We start from the raw sequence: 17990 nt of genomic DNA on the forward strand, positions 1-17990 counted from the left end.
GAAATCAGTATTTAAAGGCGGCCGCCGCCGTTACCGGCTTTTAAGTTGGGAAAACAGTGACTTGTTTTTCAAACAGAGTGGAACCGCGCGGTAAAAGCGTCTCTGTCATGTTTACATGCAGAGGCGCTTTTTTTATAGGCGGAAAAACAGACTGGAGCGGGGAGAGAATGGGGGGAAGCATGTGTTTTTTAAAATGCTAAAAGAAGACATAGATACAGTGTTCGATCAAGATCCGGCAGCAAGAAGCTATTTCGAAGTTGTTTTAACTTATTCTGGTTTACATGCTATATGGGCGCATCGGATTGCACATGCTTTATATAAACGGAGATTTTTCTTCCTGGCGCGCCTGATATCACAGATTGCCCGTTTCTTTACCGGAATTGAAATCCATCCCGGCGCGACCATCGGGAGAAGGTTTTTCATTGACCACGGTATGGGGGTCGTCATAGGGGAAACATGTGAAATCGGCAATAACGTGACGGTATTCCAAGGTGTCACTCTCGGGGGAACGGGAAAAGAAAAGGGGAAGCGGCATCCGACCATAAAAGATGATGCTTTAATTGCAACCGGAGCGAAGGTGCTCGGCTCTATTACGGTCGGGCAAGGTTCTAAAGTAGGGGCCGGTTCCGTTGTGCTTCGTGATGTTCCCGACTTCTCGACCGTTGTCGGCATACCTGGAAAAGTCGTCATTCAGAACGGAAGAAAAATCAAACGCGATCTCAATCACCAAGACTTGCCCGATCCGGTTGCTGACAGGTTTAGAGCATTGGAGCAGCAGATTTTTGAACTGCAGGCTGAACTGGAAGATAAAAAAGAAAGGATCAACCAAAAATGACCATTACACTTTATAATACATTGACACGGAAAAAGGAAACATTCGTTCCTCTTGAGGAAGGCAAAGTAAAAATGTACGTGTGCGGACCGACTGTATACAACTATATTCATATCGGAAACGCCCGTCCGGCGATTGTGTATGATACCGTACGCAACTATTTAGAGTATAAAGGATACGATGTTCAATACGTATCGAATTTCACCGATGTTGACGACAAACTGATTAAGGCGGCCAACGAGCTCGGCGAGGACGTCCCGACCGTTTCTGAACGGTTCATTAAAGCGTATTTTGAAGACGTGGGCGCCCTCGGATGCCGGAAAGCGGATCTTCACCCCCGGGTCATGGAAAACATGGATGCCATTATTGAATTTGTCAGCGAACTGATTAAAAAAGGCTACGCTTATGAATCAGAAGGCGACGTCTATTTCAAAACAAGGGCCTTCGAAGGGTACGGCAAACTATCTCAGCAATCAATTGATGAACTCAGATCAGGCGCGCGTATCCGTGTCGGCGAGAAGAAAGAGGATGCGCTGGACTTTGCTCTTTGGAAAGCTGCTAAGGACGGAGAAATTTCATGGGATAGCCCTTGGGGAAAAGGCCGCCCGGGCTGGCATATTGAATGCTCCGCAATGGTGAAAAAGTATTTGGGTGACGAAATCGATATTCATGCCGGCGGTCAGGACCTGACATTCCCGCACCATGAAAACGAAATCGCCCAATCTGAAGCATTAACAGGCAAGACATTCGCAAAATACTGGCTTCACAACGGATATATCAATATCGATAATGAGAAAATGTCAAAATCGCTCGGCAACTTTGTTTTGGTGCACGATATCATTAAGCAATATGACCCGCAGCTTTTGAGATTTTTCATGCTGTCCGTTCATTACCGCCACCCGATCAACTATTCGGAAGAGCTGCTTGAGAAAACAAAAAACGCGTTTAACCGCCTGAAGACGGCCTACAGTAATTTAAACCATCGTTTGATTAGCAGCACGAATCTGACTGACAATGATGAGGAATGGCTCGCTAAAATCGAAGAGCACCGCACTGCGTTTGAAGAAGCAATGGATGATGATTTTAATACGGCGAATGCGATTTCCGTTTGGTTTGATCTGGCGAAGCTCGCCAATTACTACATGCAGGAAGACAATACGGCGGATCACGTCATTAAAGCCTTTATCAGCATGTTTGACAGAATCGGATCTGTTCTCGGACTTAAGCTCGGCGAAGAAGAGCTTGTCGACGAAGAGATTGAAGAGTTGATTGAGAAGAGAAATGAAGCCCGCCGCAATCGCGATTTTGCTTTGTCAGACCAGATTCGCGATCAGCTGAAAAGCATGAATATCATTCTTGAAGATACGGCCCAGGGAACTCGCTGGAAGCGGGGAGAGTAAGCGGATGCTTCAATTTGAACAAATCAAAGATTCAAAGCAGTTAAACGGTCTTGCGCTCGCTTATATGGGTGATGCCATTTTTGAAATATACGTCCGGCATCACCTGCTTAAGCAGGGCTTTACGAAACCGAATGACCTTCATAAGAAGGCGAGCCGGATTGTATCGGCAAAATCACAGGCAGACATATTGTTCCGCCTTCAGGACGAATCCTTTTTCACGGAGGAAGAGGAAGCCGTGCTGAGAAGAGGCAGAAACGCGAAATCAGGGACGACGCCTAAAAACACAGATGTACAGACGTACCGCCATAGTACAGCTTTTGAGGCTTTACTCGGATACCTTTTTCTTGAGAAAAGAGAAGAAAGACTGAATCAGCTGATTGCTGAGGCTATACAAGTCGGGACGTCAGGGAGGAAAACAAATGAGTCAGCAACATGATTACGTCATAGGAAAAAACGCTGTGATTGAGACGTTAAAGTCAGATCGCAAGCTGTATAAGTTATGGATGGCGGAAAACACAGTAAAAGGACAGGCGCAGCAAGTTATGGAGCTTGCTAAAAAGCGCGGCGTCACCATTCAATTTGTACCGAGGAAAAAACTCGATCAGATGGTGGAGGGGCAGCATCAGGGTGTTGTCGCCCAGGTGGCGGCATATGAATATGCACAATTAGACGAATTATATAAAAGAGCGGAAGAGAGAAACGAACAGCCTTTCTTTCTCATACTGGACGAGCTGGAAGACCCTCATAATCTCGGTTCCATCATGAGAACGGCTGACGCTGTCGGTGCACACGGCATCGTGATTCCGAAACGCAGAGCGGTCGGACTGACTTCGACGGTCGCAAAAGCTTCGACCGGTGCGATTGAACACATTCCCGTCGTGAAGGTGACCAACCTTGCCCGGACACTTGATGAAATGAAGGAGCGGGGGATTTGGGTCGTCGGAACGGATGCATCCGCCCGGGAAGACTACCGCTCTATGGACGGCAAGATGCCTTTGGCGCTCGTTATCGGAAGCGAAGGCAGAGGAATGGGCCGGCTTGTGAAAGAGAAATGTGATTTTCTCATTAAGCTTCCGATGGCCGGAAAAGTCACGTCTCTGAATGCGTCGGTAGCGGCCGGCCTTCTCATGTATGAAGTCTACCGGAAGCGCAATCCTTTAGGGGAATGAAGACAGATGGACATCCTGTTAGTAGACGGATACAACATGATTGGAGCTTGGCCGCAGCTAAAGGATTTAAAAGCGAACAGTTTTGAAGAAGCGAGAGATGTACTGATCCAGAAGATGGCGGAATATCAGTCCTACACGGGAATCAGAGTCATTGTGGTGTTTGACGCACACCTGGTAAAAGGCATAGAGAAAAAACAAACGAATCACAGAGTCGAAGTGATTTTCACACGGGAGAATGAAACGGCGGATGAGCGGATCGAGAAGCTTGCCCAGGCGCTGAATAATATTGCAACACAGATTCATGTCGCAACCTCCGATTATACGGAGCAGTGGGCGATTTTCGGACAAGGGGCTCTCCGTAAATCCGCCCGGGAGCTCCTGAGGGAAGTGGATACGATAGAACGCCGGATTCAAAGGCGGGTTTCAAAGATCACTTCTGAAAAACCACCGGGTAAAATCGAGCTGTCCGAAGAGGTTTTGAAAACGTTTGAAAAGTGGCGCCGAGGCGGTCTGGATTAGGTTGACGCTTTTTCGCCCATTAATGTATAATATTTCTATCTACGTGCGCCGGGGGGATCGCAGTGAATCTACAGAACAGCAAGGGAAAGTTCAACAAAGTGCAATTTTGCCAGTTGGAGGACGAGCAGGTCATTGAAAAGGTTCATGTTGGGGATAGTGATGCGTTAGATTACTTGATTACGAAGTACCGTAATTTTGTACGGGCGAAAGCAAGGTCTTATTTTTTAATAGGGGCCGACAGAGAAGATATTGTACAGGAAGGGATGATAGGCTTATATAAGTCTATCCGAGACTTTAGAGAGGACAAGCTTACTTCATTTAAAGCTTTTGCAGAATTATGCATTACCCGCCAGATTATTACCGCAATAAAGACAGCTACCCGTCAGAAACACATTCCTTTAAATTCCTATGTTTCTTTAGACAAACCTATTTTTGATGAAGAATCTGACAGAACACTGCTTGATGTCATTTCAGGCGCTAAAACGTTAAATCCTGAAGAGATGATTATTAATCAGGAAGAATTTGATGATATCGAAATGAAAATGGGAGAACTGCTGAGCGATCTGGAGAGAAAGGTGCTTGTTTTGTACTTGGACGGAAGAAGTTACCAAGAGATTTCAGATGACTTAAACCGACACGTAAAATCAATCGATAATGCCCTGCAGCGCGTGAAGCGCAAGCTTGAAAAGTATTTAGAAATAAGAGAGATCAGCCTGTAGCAGGTTTCTGTGTCATATTGACAGAATTTTTCTGACTGTGCTATTTTATTAAGATAAATGAATGTTTAGGAAAAGGTGTAACGACATGAGAAAAAAGATTACGCTGGCATGCAAAACATGCGGAAATCGTAATTATACGACAATGAAAAGCTCTGCATCAGCGGCTGAGCGGTTAGAAGTTAAGAAGTACTGCAGCACTTGCAATTCACATACAGCTCATTTAGAAACAAAATAGTGTTCGCTTTTTAAATTGTGGAGGTCTTTTACATGCGCATGATGAGTTTCTTTAAAGATGTTGGGAAAGAAATGAAAAAGGTTAGCTGGCCTAAAGGCAAAGAGTTAACGCGCTATACGATCACGGTGATTTCAACGGTTATCTTTTTTGTTATCTTTTTTGCCCTCCTTGATACAGGAATTTCTCAATTAATTCGTTTAATAGTTGAATAATGATCAGCAATACGTGCTATAATAGATCATAATATCGTTTGCCAAAACCCGTTCAGCGGGTTTTTTATTGTGTTGTTGAAAAAAGGATTCATAGGCCCTGAGCCTATTTTTTGTTTTACACTTCATTTTTAAATGCGGGGAGGGAAGGACTGCAGAGTCCTGATAGAATGGAAAAGAATTGGTATGTTGTTCATACGTATTCCGGTTATGAAAACAAAGTAAAAGCGAACCTTGAAAAACGTGTGGAATCAATGGGAATGCAGGATAAAATTTTCCGCGTTGTCGTCCCTGAAGAAGAAGAGACTGATATTAAGAACGGCAAGAAAAAAGTAGTCAAAAAGAAAGTGTTCCCGGGTTATGTGCTTGTTGAAATCGTCATGACTGATGATTCCTGGTATGTGGTCCGCAACACGCCGGGCGTTACCGGATTCGTCGGATCAGCCGGTTCAGGCTCAAAGCCTACTCCGCTTCTTCCTGGCGAAGCGGAAACCATCTTAAAACGCATGGGCATGGATGAGCGGAAAACCGACATTGATTTTGAATTGAATGAGACAGTCAAAGTCATAGACGGACCTTTCGCCAACTTTACAGGATCAATTGAAGAGATTGATTATGATAAGAGCAAAGTGAAAGTATTCGTTAACATGTTCGGCCGTGAAACGCCGGTTGAACTGGAATTTACCCAGATCGACAAATTGTAATGTGAAAAAACTTGAAATTGCTATATATTAATGATAATATAGCAAAGGTACGTCTTGGACTAATCCAAGGCAGCTAGCTTGATATTTCGTCATTCATATAAAGAATGAAACCTTGAGTGGGAGGGTTTACCCTATTACCACATCACGGACTTAAGGAGGTGTGTCTCGTGGCTAAAAAAGTAGTAAAAGTTGTAAAATTGCAAATTCCTGCTGGAAAAGCTAACCCAGCGCCGCCAGTTGGACCTGCACTAGGTCAAGCCGGTGTAAATATCATGGGATTCTGTAAGGAGTTTAACGCTCGTACAGCTGACCAAGCTGGTTTAATCATTCCTGTTGAAATTTCGGTTTACGAAGACCGTTCATTTACATTTATTACAAAAACTCCGCCTGCTGCAGTATTGCTTAAAAAAGCAGCTGGAATTGAGTCTGGTTCTGGTGAACCAAACCGTAATAAAGTGGCAACCGTTAAGCGCGATAAGGTTCGCGAAATCGCTGAAACGAAAATGCCTGACTTAAACGCAGCAGACGTTGAAGCGGCAATGCGCATGGTTGAAGGTACTGCCCGCAGTATGGGTATCGTTATCGAGGATTAATTTGTTTCTTGTCGGGTTGCGAGTTTTCACAAGTTCGCAACCCTTATTCGTGGGAGGTTATTCCGCTATAACCACATAAGGAGGAAATTTTAAAATGGCTAAAAAAGGTAAAAAGTACGTTGAAGCTGCGAAGCTTGTAGACCGTGCGAAAGCTTACGACGTCGCTGAAGCAGTGGCGCTTACTAAAAAAACAAACACAGCTAAATTCGACGCTACAGTTGAAGTTGCTTTTCGTTTAGGGGTTGACCCTCGTAAAAACGATCAGCAAATCCGCGGTGCAGTTGTACTTCCTAACGGAACTGGTAAAACTCAGCGCGTGCTAGTATTCGCTAAAGGCGAAAAAGCAAAAGAAGCTGAAGCTGCCGGTGCAGACTACGTTGGCGATTCTGATTACATCGCGAAAATCCAGCAAGGCTGGTTCGAATTCGATGTAATCGTTGCGACTCCTGACATGATGGGTGAAGTCGGTAAAATCGGCCGTGTGCTTGGACCAAAAGGTCTTATGCCAAACCCTAAAACAGGAACTGTTACATTCGAAGTAGAAAAAGCAATCGGCGAAATCAAAGCTGGTAAAGTAGAATACCGCGTTGACAAAGCTGGTAACATCCATGTTCCGATCGGAAAAGTTTCTTTCGAGGATGAAAAACTTGTTGAGAACTTCACAACAATGTATGATACAATCCTGAAAGCAAAACCGGCTGCGGCTAAAGGTGTTTACGTGAAAAACGTTGCCGTTACTTCTACTATGGGCCCTGGTGTCAAAGTAGACGCTTCTACTTTCAACGTAAAATAATATTTGACTTTAGATCAGCATTCTGATATGATTCAAAATGTTGTAAAATATAATATGTCATTTATACCGTAGACAGCAGGGGCCGTTAAGGCTTAATATCCTGCCGAGGTGTATATATATCACAGCTATTACGTTACGTATGCTTGTATATACAGCCTCCATGTCCACATGGAGGCTTTTTATATGAAATCGTCGTCACAGTCGTGATCACCTAGCGGTATAAGTGTTACACAAAATCTACAGGAGGTGTAACCATGAGCAGCGCAATTGATACAAAAAAAGTTGTTGTTGAAGAGATTGCTTCTAAACTGAAAGAAAGCAAATCAACGATCATCGTTGACTACCGCGGACTTAACGTTTCTGAAGTAACTGAACTCCGTAAACAGCTTCGCGAAGCTAACGTAGAGTTCAAAGTGTACAAAAACACAATGACTCGCCGTGCGGTTGAACAAGCTGAACTTGATGGTTTGAATGATGTCTTAACTGGACCGAATGCGATCGCATTCAGTACTGAAGATGTTATCGCTCCGGCAAAAGTTCTTAACGAGTTCGCGAAAAATCACGAAGCTCTGGAAATCAAAGCGGGCGTTATCGAAGGAAAAGTATCTTCTGTTGAAGAAGTGAAAGCTCTTGCTGAACTTCCTTCACGCGATGGCTTACTTTCTATGTTGCTTAGCGTACTTCAAGCTCCAGTTCGCAACCTTGCACTTGCAGCTAAAGCAGTTGCAGACCAAAAGGAAGAACAAGGCGCTTAATCTGATTTTACCCTAAAATAAAACAAATGGAGGAATTTCAAATGGCTTTAAATATCGAAGAAATCATTGCTTCCGTTAAAGAAGCAACTGTACTTGAATTGAACGACCTAGTAAAAGCAATCGAAGAAGAATTTGGCGTAACTGCTGCTGCTCCTGTAGCTGTAGCTGGCGGAGCTGCTGCTGGCGGCGCTGCTGAAGAGCAAAGCGAATTCGACCTTATCCTTGCTGGTGCAGGTTCTCAGAAAATCAAAGTTATCAAAGTTGTTCGTGAAATCACTGGTCTTGGCTTGAAAGAAGCTAAAGAACTTGTTGACAACACTCCAAAACCACTTAAAGAAGGTATTGCGAAAGAAGAAGCTGAAGAGCTTAAAGCTAAACTTGAAGAAGTTGGCGCTTCTGTAGAAGTTAAGTAATCTTCACTTGCCTGTAGGGGAAGCTCGCTTTTATGAGGCGGGCTTTTTCTTTGCTTTTCTTTAAGTGCCATTATAAAAGGAGGTTCTAATAATGAGTGATCACTATTATTCAGAAAAACCTTCAGTTAAAAGCGATAAACAGACATGGTCATTTACACTGCGGAACAGATCTTATACATTCACAAGTGACAGCGGCGTTTTCTCGAAAAAGGAAGTTGATTTCGGTTCGCGTGTCTTAATTGAAGCGTTTGAAGAGCCGGAGATCGATGGTGACTTCCTGGATGCAGGCTGCGGTTACGGCCCGATCGGTCTGTCACTCGCCGGTGAATTTACAGACCGGACCGTGCACATGATTGACGTGAATGAAAGAGCCGTAGAGCTGTCAAATGAAAATGCAGAAAAAAACGGAATAAAAAACGTTAGAATTTATCAGAGTGATTTATTTTCAAATATTGATTCTGCTCAAACATTTGCTTCTATTATTACAAACCCCCCAATCCGCGCCGGAAAAAAAGTTGTCCATGCCATTTTTGAAAAAAGCGCTGAGCATTTAAGGGCTTCAGGTGAATTGTGGATCGTTATACAGAAAAAACAGGGCGGGCCTTCTGCCATTGAAAAACTGAAGGAGCTTTTTGACGAAGTTTCTGTGGTTCAAAAAAAGAAAGGCTATTATATCATAAAAGCAAAAAAAGTTTGACTTGAATTTTCAGCTATGTTAATATTGTAAAATGCCAATGTATATATTTTGCATGATATGCTGAAATAATCATAGTGCATGTATAAATTATACAAACATGGAAATGCTAATAAAATCGGTATTTGTTTTTGGATGTGGTTTTCTTAATTAGAAACCCTTTTTTCTTTTGTCTTGTAAAAGTATTTCTTTATCGTAAGAGATGCTTATTACACATATAATACGCATGATTTGAGGGGTGAATCAGTTGACAGGTCAACTAGTTCAGTATGGACGACACCGCCAGCGCAGAAGCTATGCTCGCATTAGCGAAGTGTTAGAATTACCAAATCTCATTGAAATTCAAACCTCTTCTTATCAGTGGTTTCTTGATGAGGGTCTTAGAGAGATGTTTCAAGACATATCACCAATTGAGGATTTCACTGGTAACCTCTCTCTAGAGTTCATTGACTACAGTTTAGGAGATCCTAAGTATCCCGTTGAAGAGTCAAAAGAACGTGATGTGACTTACTCAGCTCCGCTGAGAGTGAAGGTTCGTTTAATTAACAAAGAAACTGGAGAGGTAAAAGACCAGGATGTCTTCATGGGTGATTTCCCTATTATGACAGATACCGGTACTTTTATCATCAACGGTGCAGAACGTGTTATCGTATCTCAGCTTGTTCGGTCTCCAAGTGTATATTTCAGTGGTAAAGTAGACAAGAACGGTAAAAAAGGTTTTACCGCGACTGTCATTCCAAACCGTGGCGCATGGTTAGAATACGAAACTGATGCGAAAGATGTTGTGTATGTCCGCATTGATCGCACACGTAAGTTGCCGGTTACGGTTCTTTTGCGTGCTCTCGGCTTCGGTTCCGACCAAGAGATTCTCGATCTCATTGGTGAGAACGAATATCTCCGCAATACACTGGATAAGGACAACACTGAAAACAGTGACAAAGCGCTTCTTGAAATCTATGAGCGCCTTCGTCCCGGAGAGCCGCCTACAGTAGAAAACGCAAAAAGCTTGCTGGATTCCCGTTTCTTCGATCCGAAGCGATACGACCTTGCGAATGTAGGACGCTATAAAATTAATAAAAAGCTTCATATCAAGAACCGCCTGTTTAACCAGCGCCTTGCAGAAACACTGGTGGATCCGGAAACCGGTGAAATTCTCGCTGAAAAAGGGCAGATTCTTGACAGAAGAACACTTGATAAAGTACTGCCATACTTAGAAAATGGAATCGGCTTCAGAAAGCTTTATCCTAACGGCGGCGTTGTCGAGGATGAAGTGATGCTTCAATCCATTAAAATCTATGCTCCTACCGATGCAGAAGGAGAGCAGACGATCAATGTGATCGGCAATGCTTACATCGAAGAGGCGATTAAAAACATTACGCCTGCTGATATTATTTCTTCTATCAGCTACTTCTTCAACCTCCTGCACGGAGTGGGCGACACTGATGATATCGACCATCTCGGAAACCGCCGTCTGCGTTCTGTAGGTGAGCTCCTGCAAAACCAATTCCGTATCGGTTTAAGCCGGATGGAACGTGTCGTACGTGAAAGAATGTCTATTCAAGACACGAATACAATTACGCCGCAGCAGCTGATTAACATCAGACCTGTTATTGCGTCTATTAAAGAGTTCTTCGGAAGCTCACAGCTTTCTCAATTCATGGATCAGACGAACCCGCTTGCTGAATTGACGCACAAACGCCGTCTGTCAGCTCTCGGACCGGGCGGTTTGACACGTGAGCGCGCAGGTATGGAAGTACGTGACGTTCACTACTCTCACTATGGCCGTATGTGTCCGATTGAAACGCCTGAGGGCCCGAACATCGGTTTGATCAACTCATTGTCATCATTTGCGAAAGTAAACCGCTTTGGTTTCATTGAGACGCCATACCGCCGCGTTGATCCTGAAACAGGAAAAGTAACGCCTAGAATCGACTACCTGACTGCTGATGAAGAGGATAACTATGTCGTAGCCCAAGCGAATGCTAAGCTGAGCGATGACGGTTCTTTCTTGGATGACAGCATCGTAGCGCGTTTCAGAGGGGAAAACACCGTTGTAGCCCGCAACCGCGTGGATTACATGGACGTATCTCCTAAACAGGTTGTATCTGCTGCGACAGCATGTATTCCGTTCTTGGAAAACGATGACTCGAACCGTGCCCTCATGGGAGCGAACATGCAGCGTCAGGCTGTGCCTTTGATGCAGCCGGAAGCTCCGATCGTCGGAACGGGTATGGAATACGTATCCGGTAAAGACTCCGGTGCAGCCGTTATTTGTAAACACCCTGGTATCGTTGAACGGGTGGAAGCGAAAAACGTATGGGTGCGCCGCTATGAAGAAATTGACGGCCAAAAAGTAAAAGGCAACCTGGATAAGTACAGCTTGCTGAAATTTGTCCGCTCCAACCAAGGTACGTGCTACAACCAGCGTCCGATCGTCAGTGTCGGCGATGAAGTAGTCAAAGGAGAAATCCTTGCTGACGGACCTTCAATGGAGCTTGGTGAACTTGCTCTCGGCCGCAACGTAATGGTCGGCTTCATGACATGGGATGGTTACAACTATGAGGATGCCATCATCATGAGTGAACGCCTTGTGAAAGATGATGTATACACATCTATTCACATTGAAGAATATGAATCAGAAGCACGTGATACAAAGCTTGGGCCGGAAGAGATCACCCGCGATATTCCAAACGTAGGGGAAGACGCGCTTCGCAATCTTGATGACCGCGGAATTATCCGTATCGGTGCGGAAGTCAACGACGGAGACCTTCTCGTAGGTAAAGTAACGCCTAAAGGTGTAACTGAGCTTACGGCTGAAGAACGCCTTCTGCATGCGATCTTTGGAGAAAAAGCGCGTGAAGTCCGTGATACTTCTCTCCGTGTGCCTCACGGCGGCGGCGGAATTATCCACGACGTAAAAGTCTTCAACCGTGAAGACGGCGACGAACTTCCTCCGGGAGTGAACCAGCTTGTACGCGTATATATCGTTCAGAAACGTAAGATTTCTGAAGGTGATAAAATGGCCGGACGTCACGGAAACAAAGGGGTTATCTCGAAGATTCTTCCTGAAGAAGATATGCCTTACCTTCCTGACGGCACGCCGATCGATATCATGCTTAACCCGCTGGGTGTACCATCACGTATGAATATCGGTCAGGTATTAGAACTTCACATGGGTATGGCTGCCCGCTACCTCGGCATTCACATCGCGTCACCTGTATTTGACGGCGCGCGTGAAGAAGATGTGTGGGAAACACTTGAAGAAGCAGGCATGTCAAGAGACGCTAAAACAGTTCTTTATGACGGCCGTACGGGTGAACCGTTTGACAACCGTGTATCTGTCGGAATCATGTACATGATCAAACTGGCACACATGGTTGATGATAAACTTCATGCCCGTTCTACAGGTCCTTACTCACTTGTTACGCAGCAGCCTCTCGGCGGTAAAGCCCAATTCGGCGGACAGCGTTTCGGTGAGATGGAGGTTTGGGCGCTTGAAGCTTACGGCGCAGCTTACACGCTTCAAGAAATCCTGACTGTGAAGTCCGATGACGTGGTCGGACGTGTGAAAACATATGAAGCCATCGTCAAAGGCGACAATGTTCCAGAGCCTGGTGTTCCGGAATCATTCAAAGTATTGATCAAAGAGCTTCAAAGCTTAGGTATGGACGTGAAAATCCTTTCAGGCGATGAAGAAGAAATAGAAATGAGAGATCTAGAAGACGAGGAAGATGCGAAACAAGCTGACGGCCTTGCATTATCAGGTGATGAAGCGCCGGAAGAAACAGCATCTCCAGACGTTGAACGTGACGCAGTAACGAAAGAATAGTCTCTGATTGATAAAGGCAAGTGACATCGGTTAATCCGAAGATAAAAAGGGAGGTAGGCCCCTTGCTAGATGTGAACAATTTTGAGTATATGAACATCGGTCTTGCTTCACCGGATAAAATCCGTTCATGGTCTTTTGGTGAAGTGAAAAAGCCTGAAACGATAAACTATCGTACATTGAAACCTGAAAAGGACGGCCTGTTCTGCGAACGCATTTTCGGACCGACTAAGGACTGGGAATGTCATTGCGGCAAGTACAAGCGGGTTCGTTATAAAGGCGTAGTTTGTGACCGTTGCGGAGTTGAAGTAACGCGGGCTAAAGTCCGTCGTGAGAGAATGGGGCATATTGAACTGGCTGCCCCGGTTTCTCACATTTGGTATTTCAAAGGTATTCCGAGCCGTATGGGTCTTGTATTGGATATGTCACCGCGTGCGCTGGAAGAAGTTATTTACTTTGCTTCTTACGTCGTAACTGACCCGGCCAATACACCGCTCGAAAAGAAACAGCTTTTATCTGAAAAGGAATACCGTGCGTATCTGGATAAGTACGGAAACAAATTCCAAGCCTCTATGGGTGCGGAAGCCATTAATAAACTTCTGCAGGACATCGACCTTGTCAAAGAAGTTGATATGTTAAAAGAAGAGCTGAAGACTTCTCAAGGACAGCGCCGTACACGTGCGATCAAACGCCTTGAAGTGCTTGAAGCCTTCCGTAATTCAGGAAACAAGCCGTCTTGGATGATCCTCGACGTGCTTCCGGTTATTCCGCCTGAATTAAGACCGATGGTTCAGCTTGACGGCGGACGTTTCGCAACGTCTGACCTGAACGACCTTTACCGTCGTGTCATCAACCGTAATAACCGTTTAAAACGTCTGTTAGACCTCGGCGCGCCAAGCATCATCGTTCAGAACGAAAAACGTATGCTTCAGGAAGCAGTCGATGCTCTGATTGACAACGGACGCCGCGGCCGTCCGGTTACCGGACCGGGTAACCGTCCGCTTAAATCTCTTTCTCACATGCTGAAAGGGAAACAAGGGCGTTTCCGTCAGAACCTTCTCGGTAAACGTGTAGACTACTCAGGACGTTCCGTTATCGTCGTAGGTCCGCATCTGAAAATGTATCAGTGCGGTTTGCCGAAGGAAATGGCGCTTGAGCTCTTCAAGCCTTTCGTCATGAAAGAGCTTGTTGAAAAAGGCCTTGCTCACAATATCAAGAGCGCAAAACGCAAAATCGAACGCGTGCAGCCTGAAGTATGGGATGTGCTTGAATCTGTCATTAAGGAGCATCCGGTCTTACTGAACCGTGCCCCTACTCTTCACAGATTAGGTATCCAGGCTTTTGAACCGACGCTTGTTGAAGGACGCGCCATCCGTCTTCACCCATTAGTATGTACAGCTTATAACGCTGACTTTGACGGTGACCAAATGGCGGTTCACGTACCTTTATCAGCTGAGGCTCAAGCTGAGGCGCGCATTCTGATGCTTGCGGCCCAAAACATCTTGAACCCTAAAGATGGTAAACCGGTTGTTACGCCGTCTCAGGATATGGTATTAGGAAACTACTACCTGACGCTTGAGCGCGCCGGAGCAGTCGGCGAGGGTATGGTTTTCAAAAATACGGACGAAGCGCTTCTTGCTTATCAAAACGGTTATGTTCACCTTCATACGAGAGTTGCTGTTGCAGCGAACTCCCTTAAGAATGTGACATTTACTGAAGAACAGCGTTCAAAATTGTTAATTACAACTGTCGGTAAGCTCGTCTTCAATGAAATTCTTCCGGAATCATTCCCTTACATGAATGAACCAACGAAGAGCAACATTGAAGAGAAGACACCTGACCGTTTCTTCTTAGATAAAGGTGCTGACGTAAAAGCTGTGATTGCTGAGCAGCCGATCAACGCACCGTTTAAAAAAGGCATTCTCGGTAAAATCATCGCGGAAATCTTTAAACGATTCCATATCACGGAAACGTCTAAAATGCTTGACCGCATGAAAAATCTCGGTTTCAGATATTCAACGAAAGCCGGCATCACAGTAGGGGTTTCTGATATCGTCGTTCTCGATGACAAACAGGAAATCCTTGAAGAAGCACAAAGCAAAGTTGATAATGTCCTGAAACAGTTCAGACGCGGTTTAATCACCGAAGAAGAACGTTATGAAAGAGTCATTTCAATTTGGAGTTCAGCGAAAGATGTTATCCAAGGCAAACTGATGAAATCATTAGACGAAGTCAACCCGATCTACATGATGAGTGACTCAGGAGCCCGTGGTAACGCATCTAACTTTACACAGCTTGCGGGTATGCGCGGTCTGATGGCCAACCCGGCTGGACGAATCATTGAATTGCCGATTAAATCAAGTTTCCGTGAAGGTCTGACAGTATTGGAGTACTTTATCTCCACTCACGGTGCGCGTAAAGGTCTTGCCGATACCGCCCTGAAAACAGCTGACTCAGGTTACCTTACACGCCGTCTTGTTGATGTTGCGCAGGATGTTATCATTCGTGAAACAGATTGCGGAACAGACCGCGGTATTCTTGCAAAACCGCTCAAAGAAGGCACGGAAATCATCGAGCGTCTGGAAGAGCGTCTGATCGGACGTTTCGCCAGAAAACAGATCAAACATCCTGAAACGGGTGCTGTGCTCATTAACGAAAATGAATTGATCGATGAAGATAAAGCGCTGGAAATCGTTGAAGCCGGAATCGAAGAAGTGTGGATCCGTTCTGCGTTCACATGTAACACTCCTCATGGTGTATGTAAACGATGCTACGGACGTAACCTTGCAACCGGAACTGATGTTGAAGTCGGCGAAGCAGTAGGTATTATCGCCGCTCAATCTATCGGTGAGCCTGGAACACAGTTAACAATGCGTACGTTCCACACAGGCGGGGTTGCCGGAGACGATATCACACAAGGTCTTCCGCGTATCCAAGAGCTTTTCGAAGCGCGTAATCCGAAAGGTCAAGCGACGATTTCTGAGATTGACGGTACAATTGCCGAAATCAATGAAGTCCGCGACAAACAGCAGGAGATTGTTGTTCAGGGCGCTGTTGAGACACGTTCATACACGGCACCTTACAACTCACGCCTGAAAGTGGCTGAGGGTGATCAGATTACCCGCGGGCAAGTGCTGACAGAAGGTTCAATCGATCCGAAAGAACTTCTTAAAGTCACTGACCTGACAACGGTTCAGGAATATCTTCTGCATGAGGTTCAGAAAGTTTACCGTATGCAGGGGGTTGAAATCGGCGATAAACACGTAGAAGTAATGGTTCGCCAGATGCTTCGCAAAGTCCGTGTGATCGATGCCGGAGATACTGATGTTCTCCCTGGCACATTGCTTGATATTCACCAATTCACAGAAGCGAACAAAAAAGTGCTGCTTGAAGGCAATCGACCTGCTACAGGCCGTCCTGTCCTTCTCGGTATCACAAAAGCTTCACTCGAGACGGATTCATTCTTGTCTGCCGCATCATTCCAAGAAACAACACGCGTTCTTACAGATGCTGCGATTAAAGGCAAGCGCGATGAACTTCTCGGCCTGAAAGAGAATGTTATCATCGGTAAGCTGGTTCCGGCCGGTACCGGTATGATGAATTACAGAAAAGTAAAACCTGTTTCAAACGTTCAGCCTTCGGAAGATATGGTTCCGGCTGAATAATAGAAACTGCTGCAGGAAAGGCTGTTTCGACAGCTTTTCCTCAGTATTACAATTATTCTGGCGGTGGACTGCACTAAAAAATGTCATACGTTGTTGACATCCGTCCCGCAGAGTGATAATATAACCAAGGTGCTCGAAATAAAACCTGTTACTTTGGAGGATATGTTCATGTCTTATGATAAAGTATCACAGGCCAAATCAATTATTATTGGTACGAAGCAAACAGTGAAAGCTCTAAAACGAGGTTCAGTGAAGGAAGTCGTCGTGGCAAAAGACGCGGATTCAGTTCTTACAGCTGGCGTTATCCAGCTTGCAAAGAACCAAAATACCGCTGTCTGTATGGTGGATTCCATGAAAAAGCTCGGCAAAGCCTGCGGAATTGAAGTGGGAGCAGCAGCTGTTGCCATTATGTTATAGCGTACTTTTTGTTTTTATATAAGATATCAATCTTGTGTAAAGACATTGTTTTTTGCCTAATGATGAACCACCTGGGTATGTGGGTTATAAAACGTAATGAAGGGAGGAACATAACATGCCTACAATTAATCAGCTAATTCGCAAGGGACGCGTGAGCAAAGTTGAAAACTCTAAGTCACCTGCACTAAACAAAGGATACAACAGCTTTAAAAAAGAGCACACTAACGTATCTTCTCCACAAAAACGCGGGGTATGTACTCGTGTGGGTACAATGACACCGAAAAAACCGAACTCAGCACTTCGTAAATATGCTCGTGTTCGTTTGACTAACGGAATCGAGGTTACTGCCTACATTCCTGGTATCGGTCACAACCTGCAAGAGCACAGCGTTGTACTGATCCGCGGCGGACGTGTAAAAGACTTACCGGGGGTACGCTACCACATCGTTCGTGGCGCGCTTGATACTGCCGGAGTTGAAAACCGTGCGCAAGGCCGTTCTAAATACGGTACGAAACGTCCTAAAGCAAAGTAATCAAATAAATCATTAAAACTATGAAGGGAGGATATTCAGATGCCACGTAAAGGTCCTGTAGCAAAAAGAGATGTTTTACCTGATCCGCTTTACAACTCTAAGCTGGTATCCCGCCTGATCAACAAAATGATGATCGACGGTAAAAAAGGTAAATCTCAAACAATCCTATACAAGTCATTCGATATCATTAAAGAACGCACTGGCAATGATGCAATGGAGGTTTTCGAACAAGCATTGAAAAACATCATGCCTGTACTTGAAGTAAAAGCACGCCGTGTAGGTGGAGCTAACTACCAAGTGCCTGTAGAAGTTCGTCCTGAACGCCGTACAACTCTTGGTCTTCGCTGGTTGGTTAACTATGCGCGTCTTCGCGGAGAAAAAACAATGGAAGAGCGCCTGGCTAACGAAATTCTTGATGCAGCTAACAACACTGGTGCTGCCGTTAAGAAACGTGAAGACACTCACAAGATGGCAGAAGCGAACAAAGCATTTGCTCACTACCGCTGGTAGGATTC

The 17990-nt window shown here is 45.0% G+C and carries 19 protein-coding genes and 2 other annotated features (1 of these 21 only partly in view); all 19 genes read left to right on the plus strand.

Going from position 1 to position 17990, the window contains the following annotated elements; all coding sequences use genetic code 11:
* Nucleotides 1–107: a binding site (T-box leader), on the plus strand (it extends 127 nt beyond the left edge of the window).
* Between the two features lie 74 nt (nt 108–181).
* Complete coding sequence (cysE, locus tag NYE28_RS00615) at nt 182–835, plus strand: serine O-acetyltransferase (protein WP_003156410.1); 654 nt, start codon at nt 182–184, stop codon at nt 833–835.
* Nucleotides 832–2232, plus strand: coding sequence for a cysteine--tRNA ligase (gene cysS / locus NYE28_RS00620; protein WP_160222801.1), 1401 nt, complete (start codon nt 832–834; stop codon nt 2230–2232). The genes cysE and cysS overlap by 4 nt, the downstream gene beginning before the upstream one ends.
* A 4-nt stretch (nt 2233–2236) precedes the next feature.
* On the plus strand, nt 2237–2668 hold the full coding sequence (locus NYE28_RS00625; protein ID WP_003156412.1) for a Mini-ribonuclease 3: 432 nt from the start codon (nt 2237–2239) through the stop codon (nt 2666–2668).
* Complete coding sequence (rlmB, locus tag NYE28_RS00630) at nt 2652–3401, plus strand: 23S rRNA (guanosine(2251)-2'-O)-methyltransferase RlmB (RefSeq protein ID WP_003156413.1); 750 nt, start codon at nt 2652–2654, stop codon at nt 3399–3401. The genes NYE28_RS00625 and rlmB overlap by 17 nt, the downstream gene beginning before the upstream one ends.
* Before the next feature lie 6 nt (nt 3402–3407).
* The gene (gene rae1 / locus NYE28_RS00635; RefSeq protein WP_003156414.1) at nt 3408–3920 is read left to right on the plus strand and encodes a ribosome-dependent mRNA decay endonuclease Rae1/YacP; all 513 of its coding nucleotides are present in this window, start codon (nt 3408–3410) and stop codon (nt 3918–3920) included.
* Between the two features lie 62 nt (nt 3921–3982).
* The gene (gene sigH, locus NYE28_RS00640) at nt 3983–4639 is read left to right on the plus strand and encodes an RNA polymerase sporulation sigma factor SigH (RefSeq protein ID WP_003156415.1); all 657 of its coding nucleotides are present in this window, start codon (nt 3983–3985) and stop codon (nt 4637–4639) included.
* A gap of 85 nt (nt 4640–4724) precedes the next feature.
* A complete protein-coding gene (gene rpmG, locus NYE28_RS00645) occupies nt 4725–4874 on the plus strand; it encodes a 50S ribosomal protein L33 (RefSeq protein WP_003156421.1) in 150 nt (49 codons plus the stop codon).
* Nucleotides 4875–4906: 32 nt separating this feature from the next.
* Complete coding sequence (gene secE, locus NYE28_RS00650) at nt 4907–5086, plus strand: preprotein translocase subunit SecE (RefSeq protein WP_003156422.1); 180 nt, start codon at nt 4907–4909, stop codon at nt 5084–5086.
* Between the two features lie 167 nt (nt 5087–5253).
* On the plus strand, nt 5254–5787 hold the full coding sequence (nusG, locus tag NYE28_RS00655) for a transcription termination/antitermination protein NusG (RefSeq protein ID WP_003156423.1): 534 nt from the start codon (nt 5254–5256) through the stop codon (nt 5785–5787).
* 167 nt (nt 5788–5954) lie between these two features.
* Nucleotides 5955–6380: a 50S ribosomal protein L11 gene (rplK, locus tag NYE28_RS00660; RefSeq protein ID WP_003156430.1), complete on the plus strand. Its 426-nt coding sequence runs from the start codon at nt 5955–5957 to the stop codon at nt 6378–6380.
* Nucleotides 6381–6474: 94 nt separating this feature from the next.
* Nucleotides 6475–7173: a 50S ribosomal protein L1 gene (gene rplA, locus NYE28_RS00665; RefSeq protein ID WP_003156431.1), complete on the plus strand. Its 699-nt coding sequence runs from the start codon at nt 6475–6477 to the stop codon at nt 7171–7173.
* A 48-nt stretch (nt 7174–7221) separates the two neighbouring features.
* Nucleotides 7222–7364 (plus strand) — a sequence feature (ribosomal protein L10 leader region).
* Between the two features lie 63 nt (nt 7365–7427).
* Nucleotides 7428–7928 (plus strand): 50S ribosomal protein L10, encoded by a 501-nt coding sequence (gene rplJ / locus NYE28_RS00670; protein ID WP_007410396.1) that lies wholly within the window; start codon nt 7428–7430, stop codon nt 7926–7928.
* Between the two features lie 41 nt (nt 7929–7969).
* A complete protein-coding gene (gene rplL, locus NYE28_RS00675; protein WP_003156436.1) occupies nt 7970–8341 on the plus strand; it encodes a 50S ribosomal protein L7/L12 in 372 nt (123 codons plus the stop codon).
* A 91-nt stretch (nt 8342–8432) separates the two neighbouring features.
* Nucleotides 8433–9038, plus strand: a complete 606-nt coding sequence (locus tag NYE28_RS00680) for a class I SAM-dependent methyltransferase (protein ID WP_007410397.1) — start codon at nt 8433–8435, stop codon at nt 9036–9038.
* A 244-nt stretch (nt 9039–9282) separates the two neighbouring features.
* Nucleotides 9283–12864 (plus strand): DNA-directed RNA polymerase subunit beta, encoded by a 3582-nt coding sequence (rpoB, locus tag NYE28_RS00685; RefSeq protein WP_003156440.1) that lies wholly within the window; start codon nt 9283–9285, stop codon nt 12862–12864.
* 62 nt (nt 12865–12926) lie between these two features.
* Nucleotides 12927–16526: a DNA-directed RNA polymerase subunit beta' gene (gene rpoC / locus NYE28_RS00690; RefSeq protein WP_007410398.1), complete on the plus strand. Its 3600-nt coding sequence runs from the start codon at nt 12927–12929 to the stop codon at nt 16524–16526.
* A gap of 168 nt (nt 16527–16694) precedes the next feature.
* Nucleotides 16695–16943 carry a 50S ribosomal protein L7ae-like protein gene (locus tag NYE28_RS00695; RefSeq protein ID WP_003156443.1) on the plus strand — a complete coding sequence of 83 codons (249 nt, stop codon included), beginning with the start codon at nt 16695–16697 and terminating at the stop codon, nt 16941–16943.
* Between the two features lie 115 nt (nt 16944–17058).
* Nucleotides 17059–17475, plus strand: a complete 417-nt coding sequence (rpsL, locus tag NYE28_RS00700; RefSeq protein WP_003156445.1) for a 30S ribosomal protein S12 — start codon at nt 17059–17061, stop codon at nt 17473–17475.
* A 39-nt stretch (nt 17476–17514) separates the two neighbouring features.
* The gene (gene rpsG / locus NYE28_RS00705; RefSeq protein ID WP_003156447.1) at nt 17515–17985 is read left to right on the plus strand and encodes a 30S ribosomal protein S7; all 471 of its coding nucleotides are present in this window, start codon (nt 17515–17517) and stop codon (nt 17983–17985) included.
* Nucleotides 17986–17990 lie beyond the last annotated feature (5 nt).

The organism is Bacillus sp. FSL R5-0443, assembly GCF_038608285.1.
Lineage (GTDB): Bacteria > Bacillota > Bacilli > Bacillales > Bacillaceae > Bacillus > Bacillus velezensis.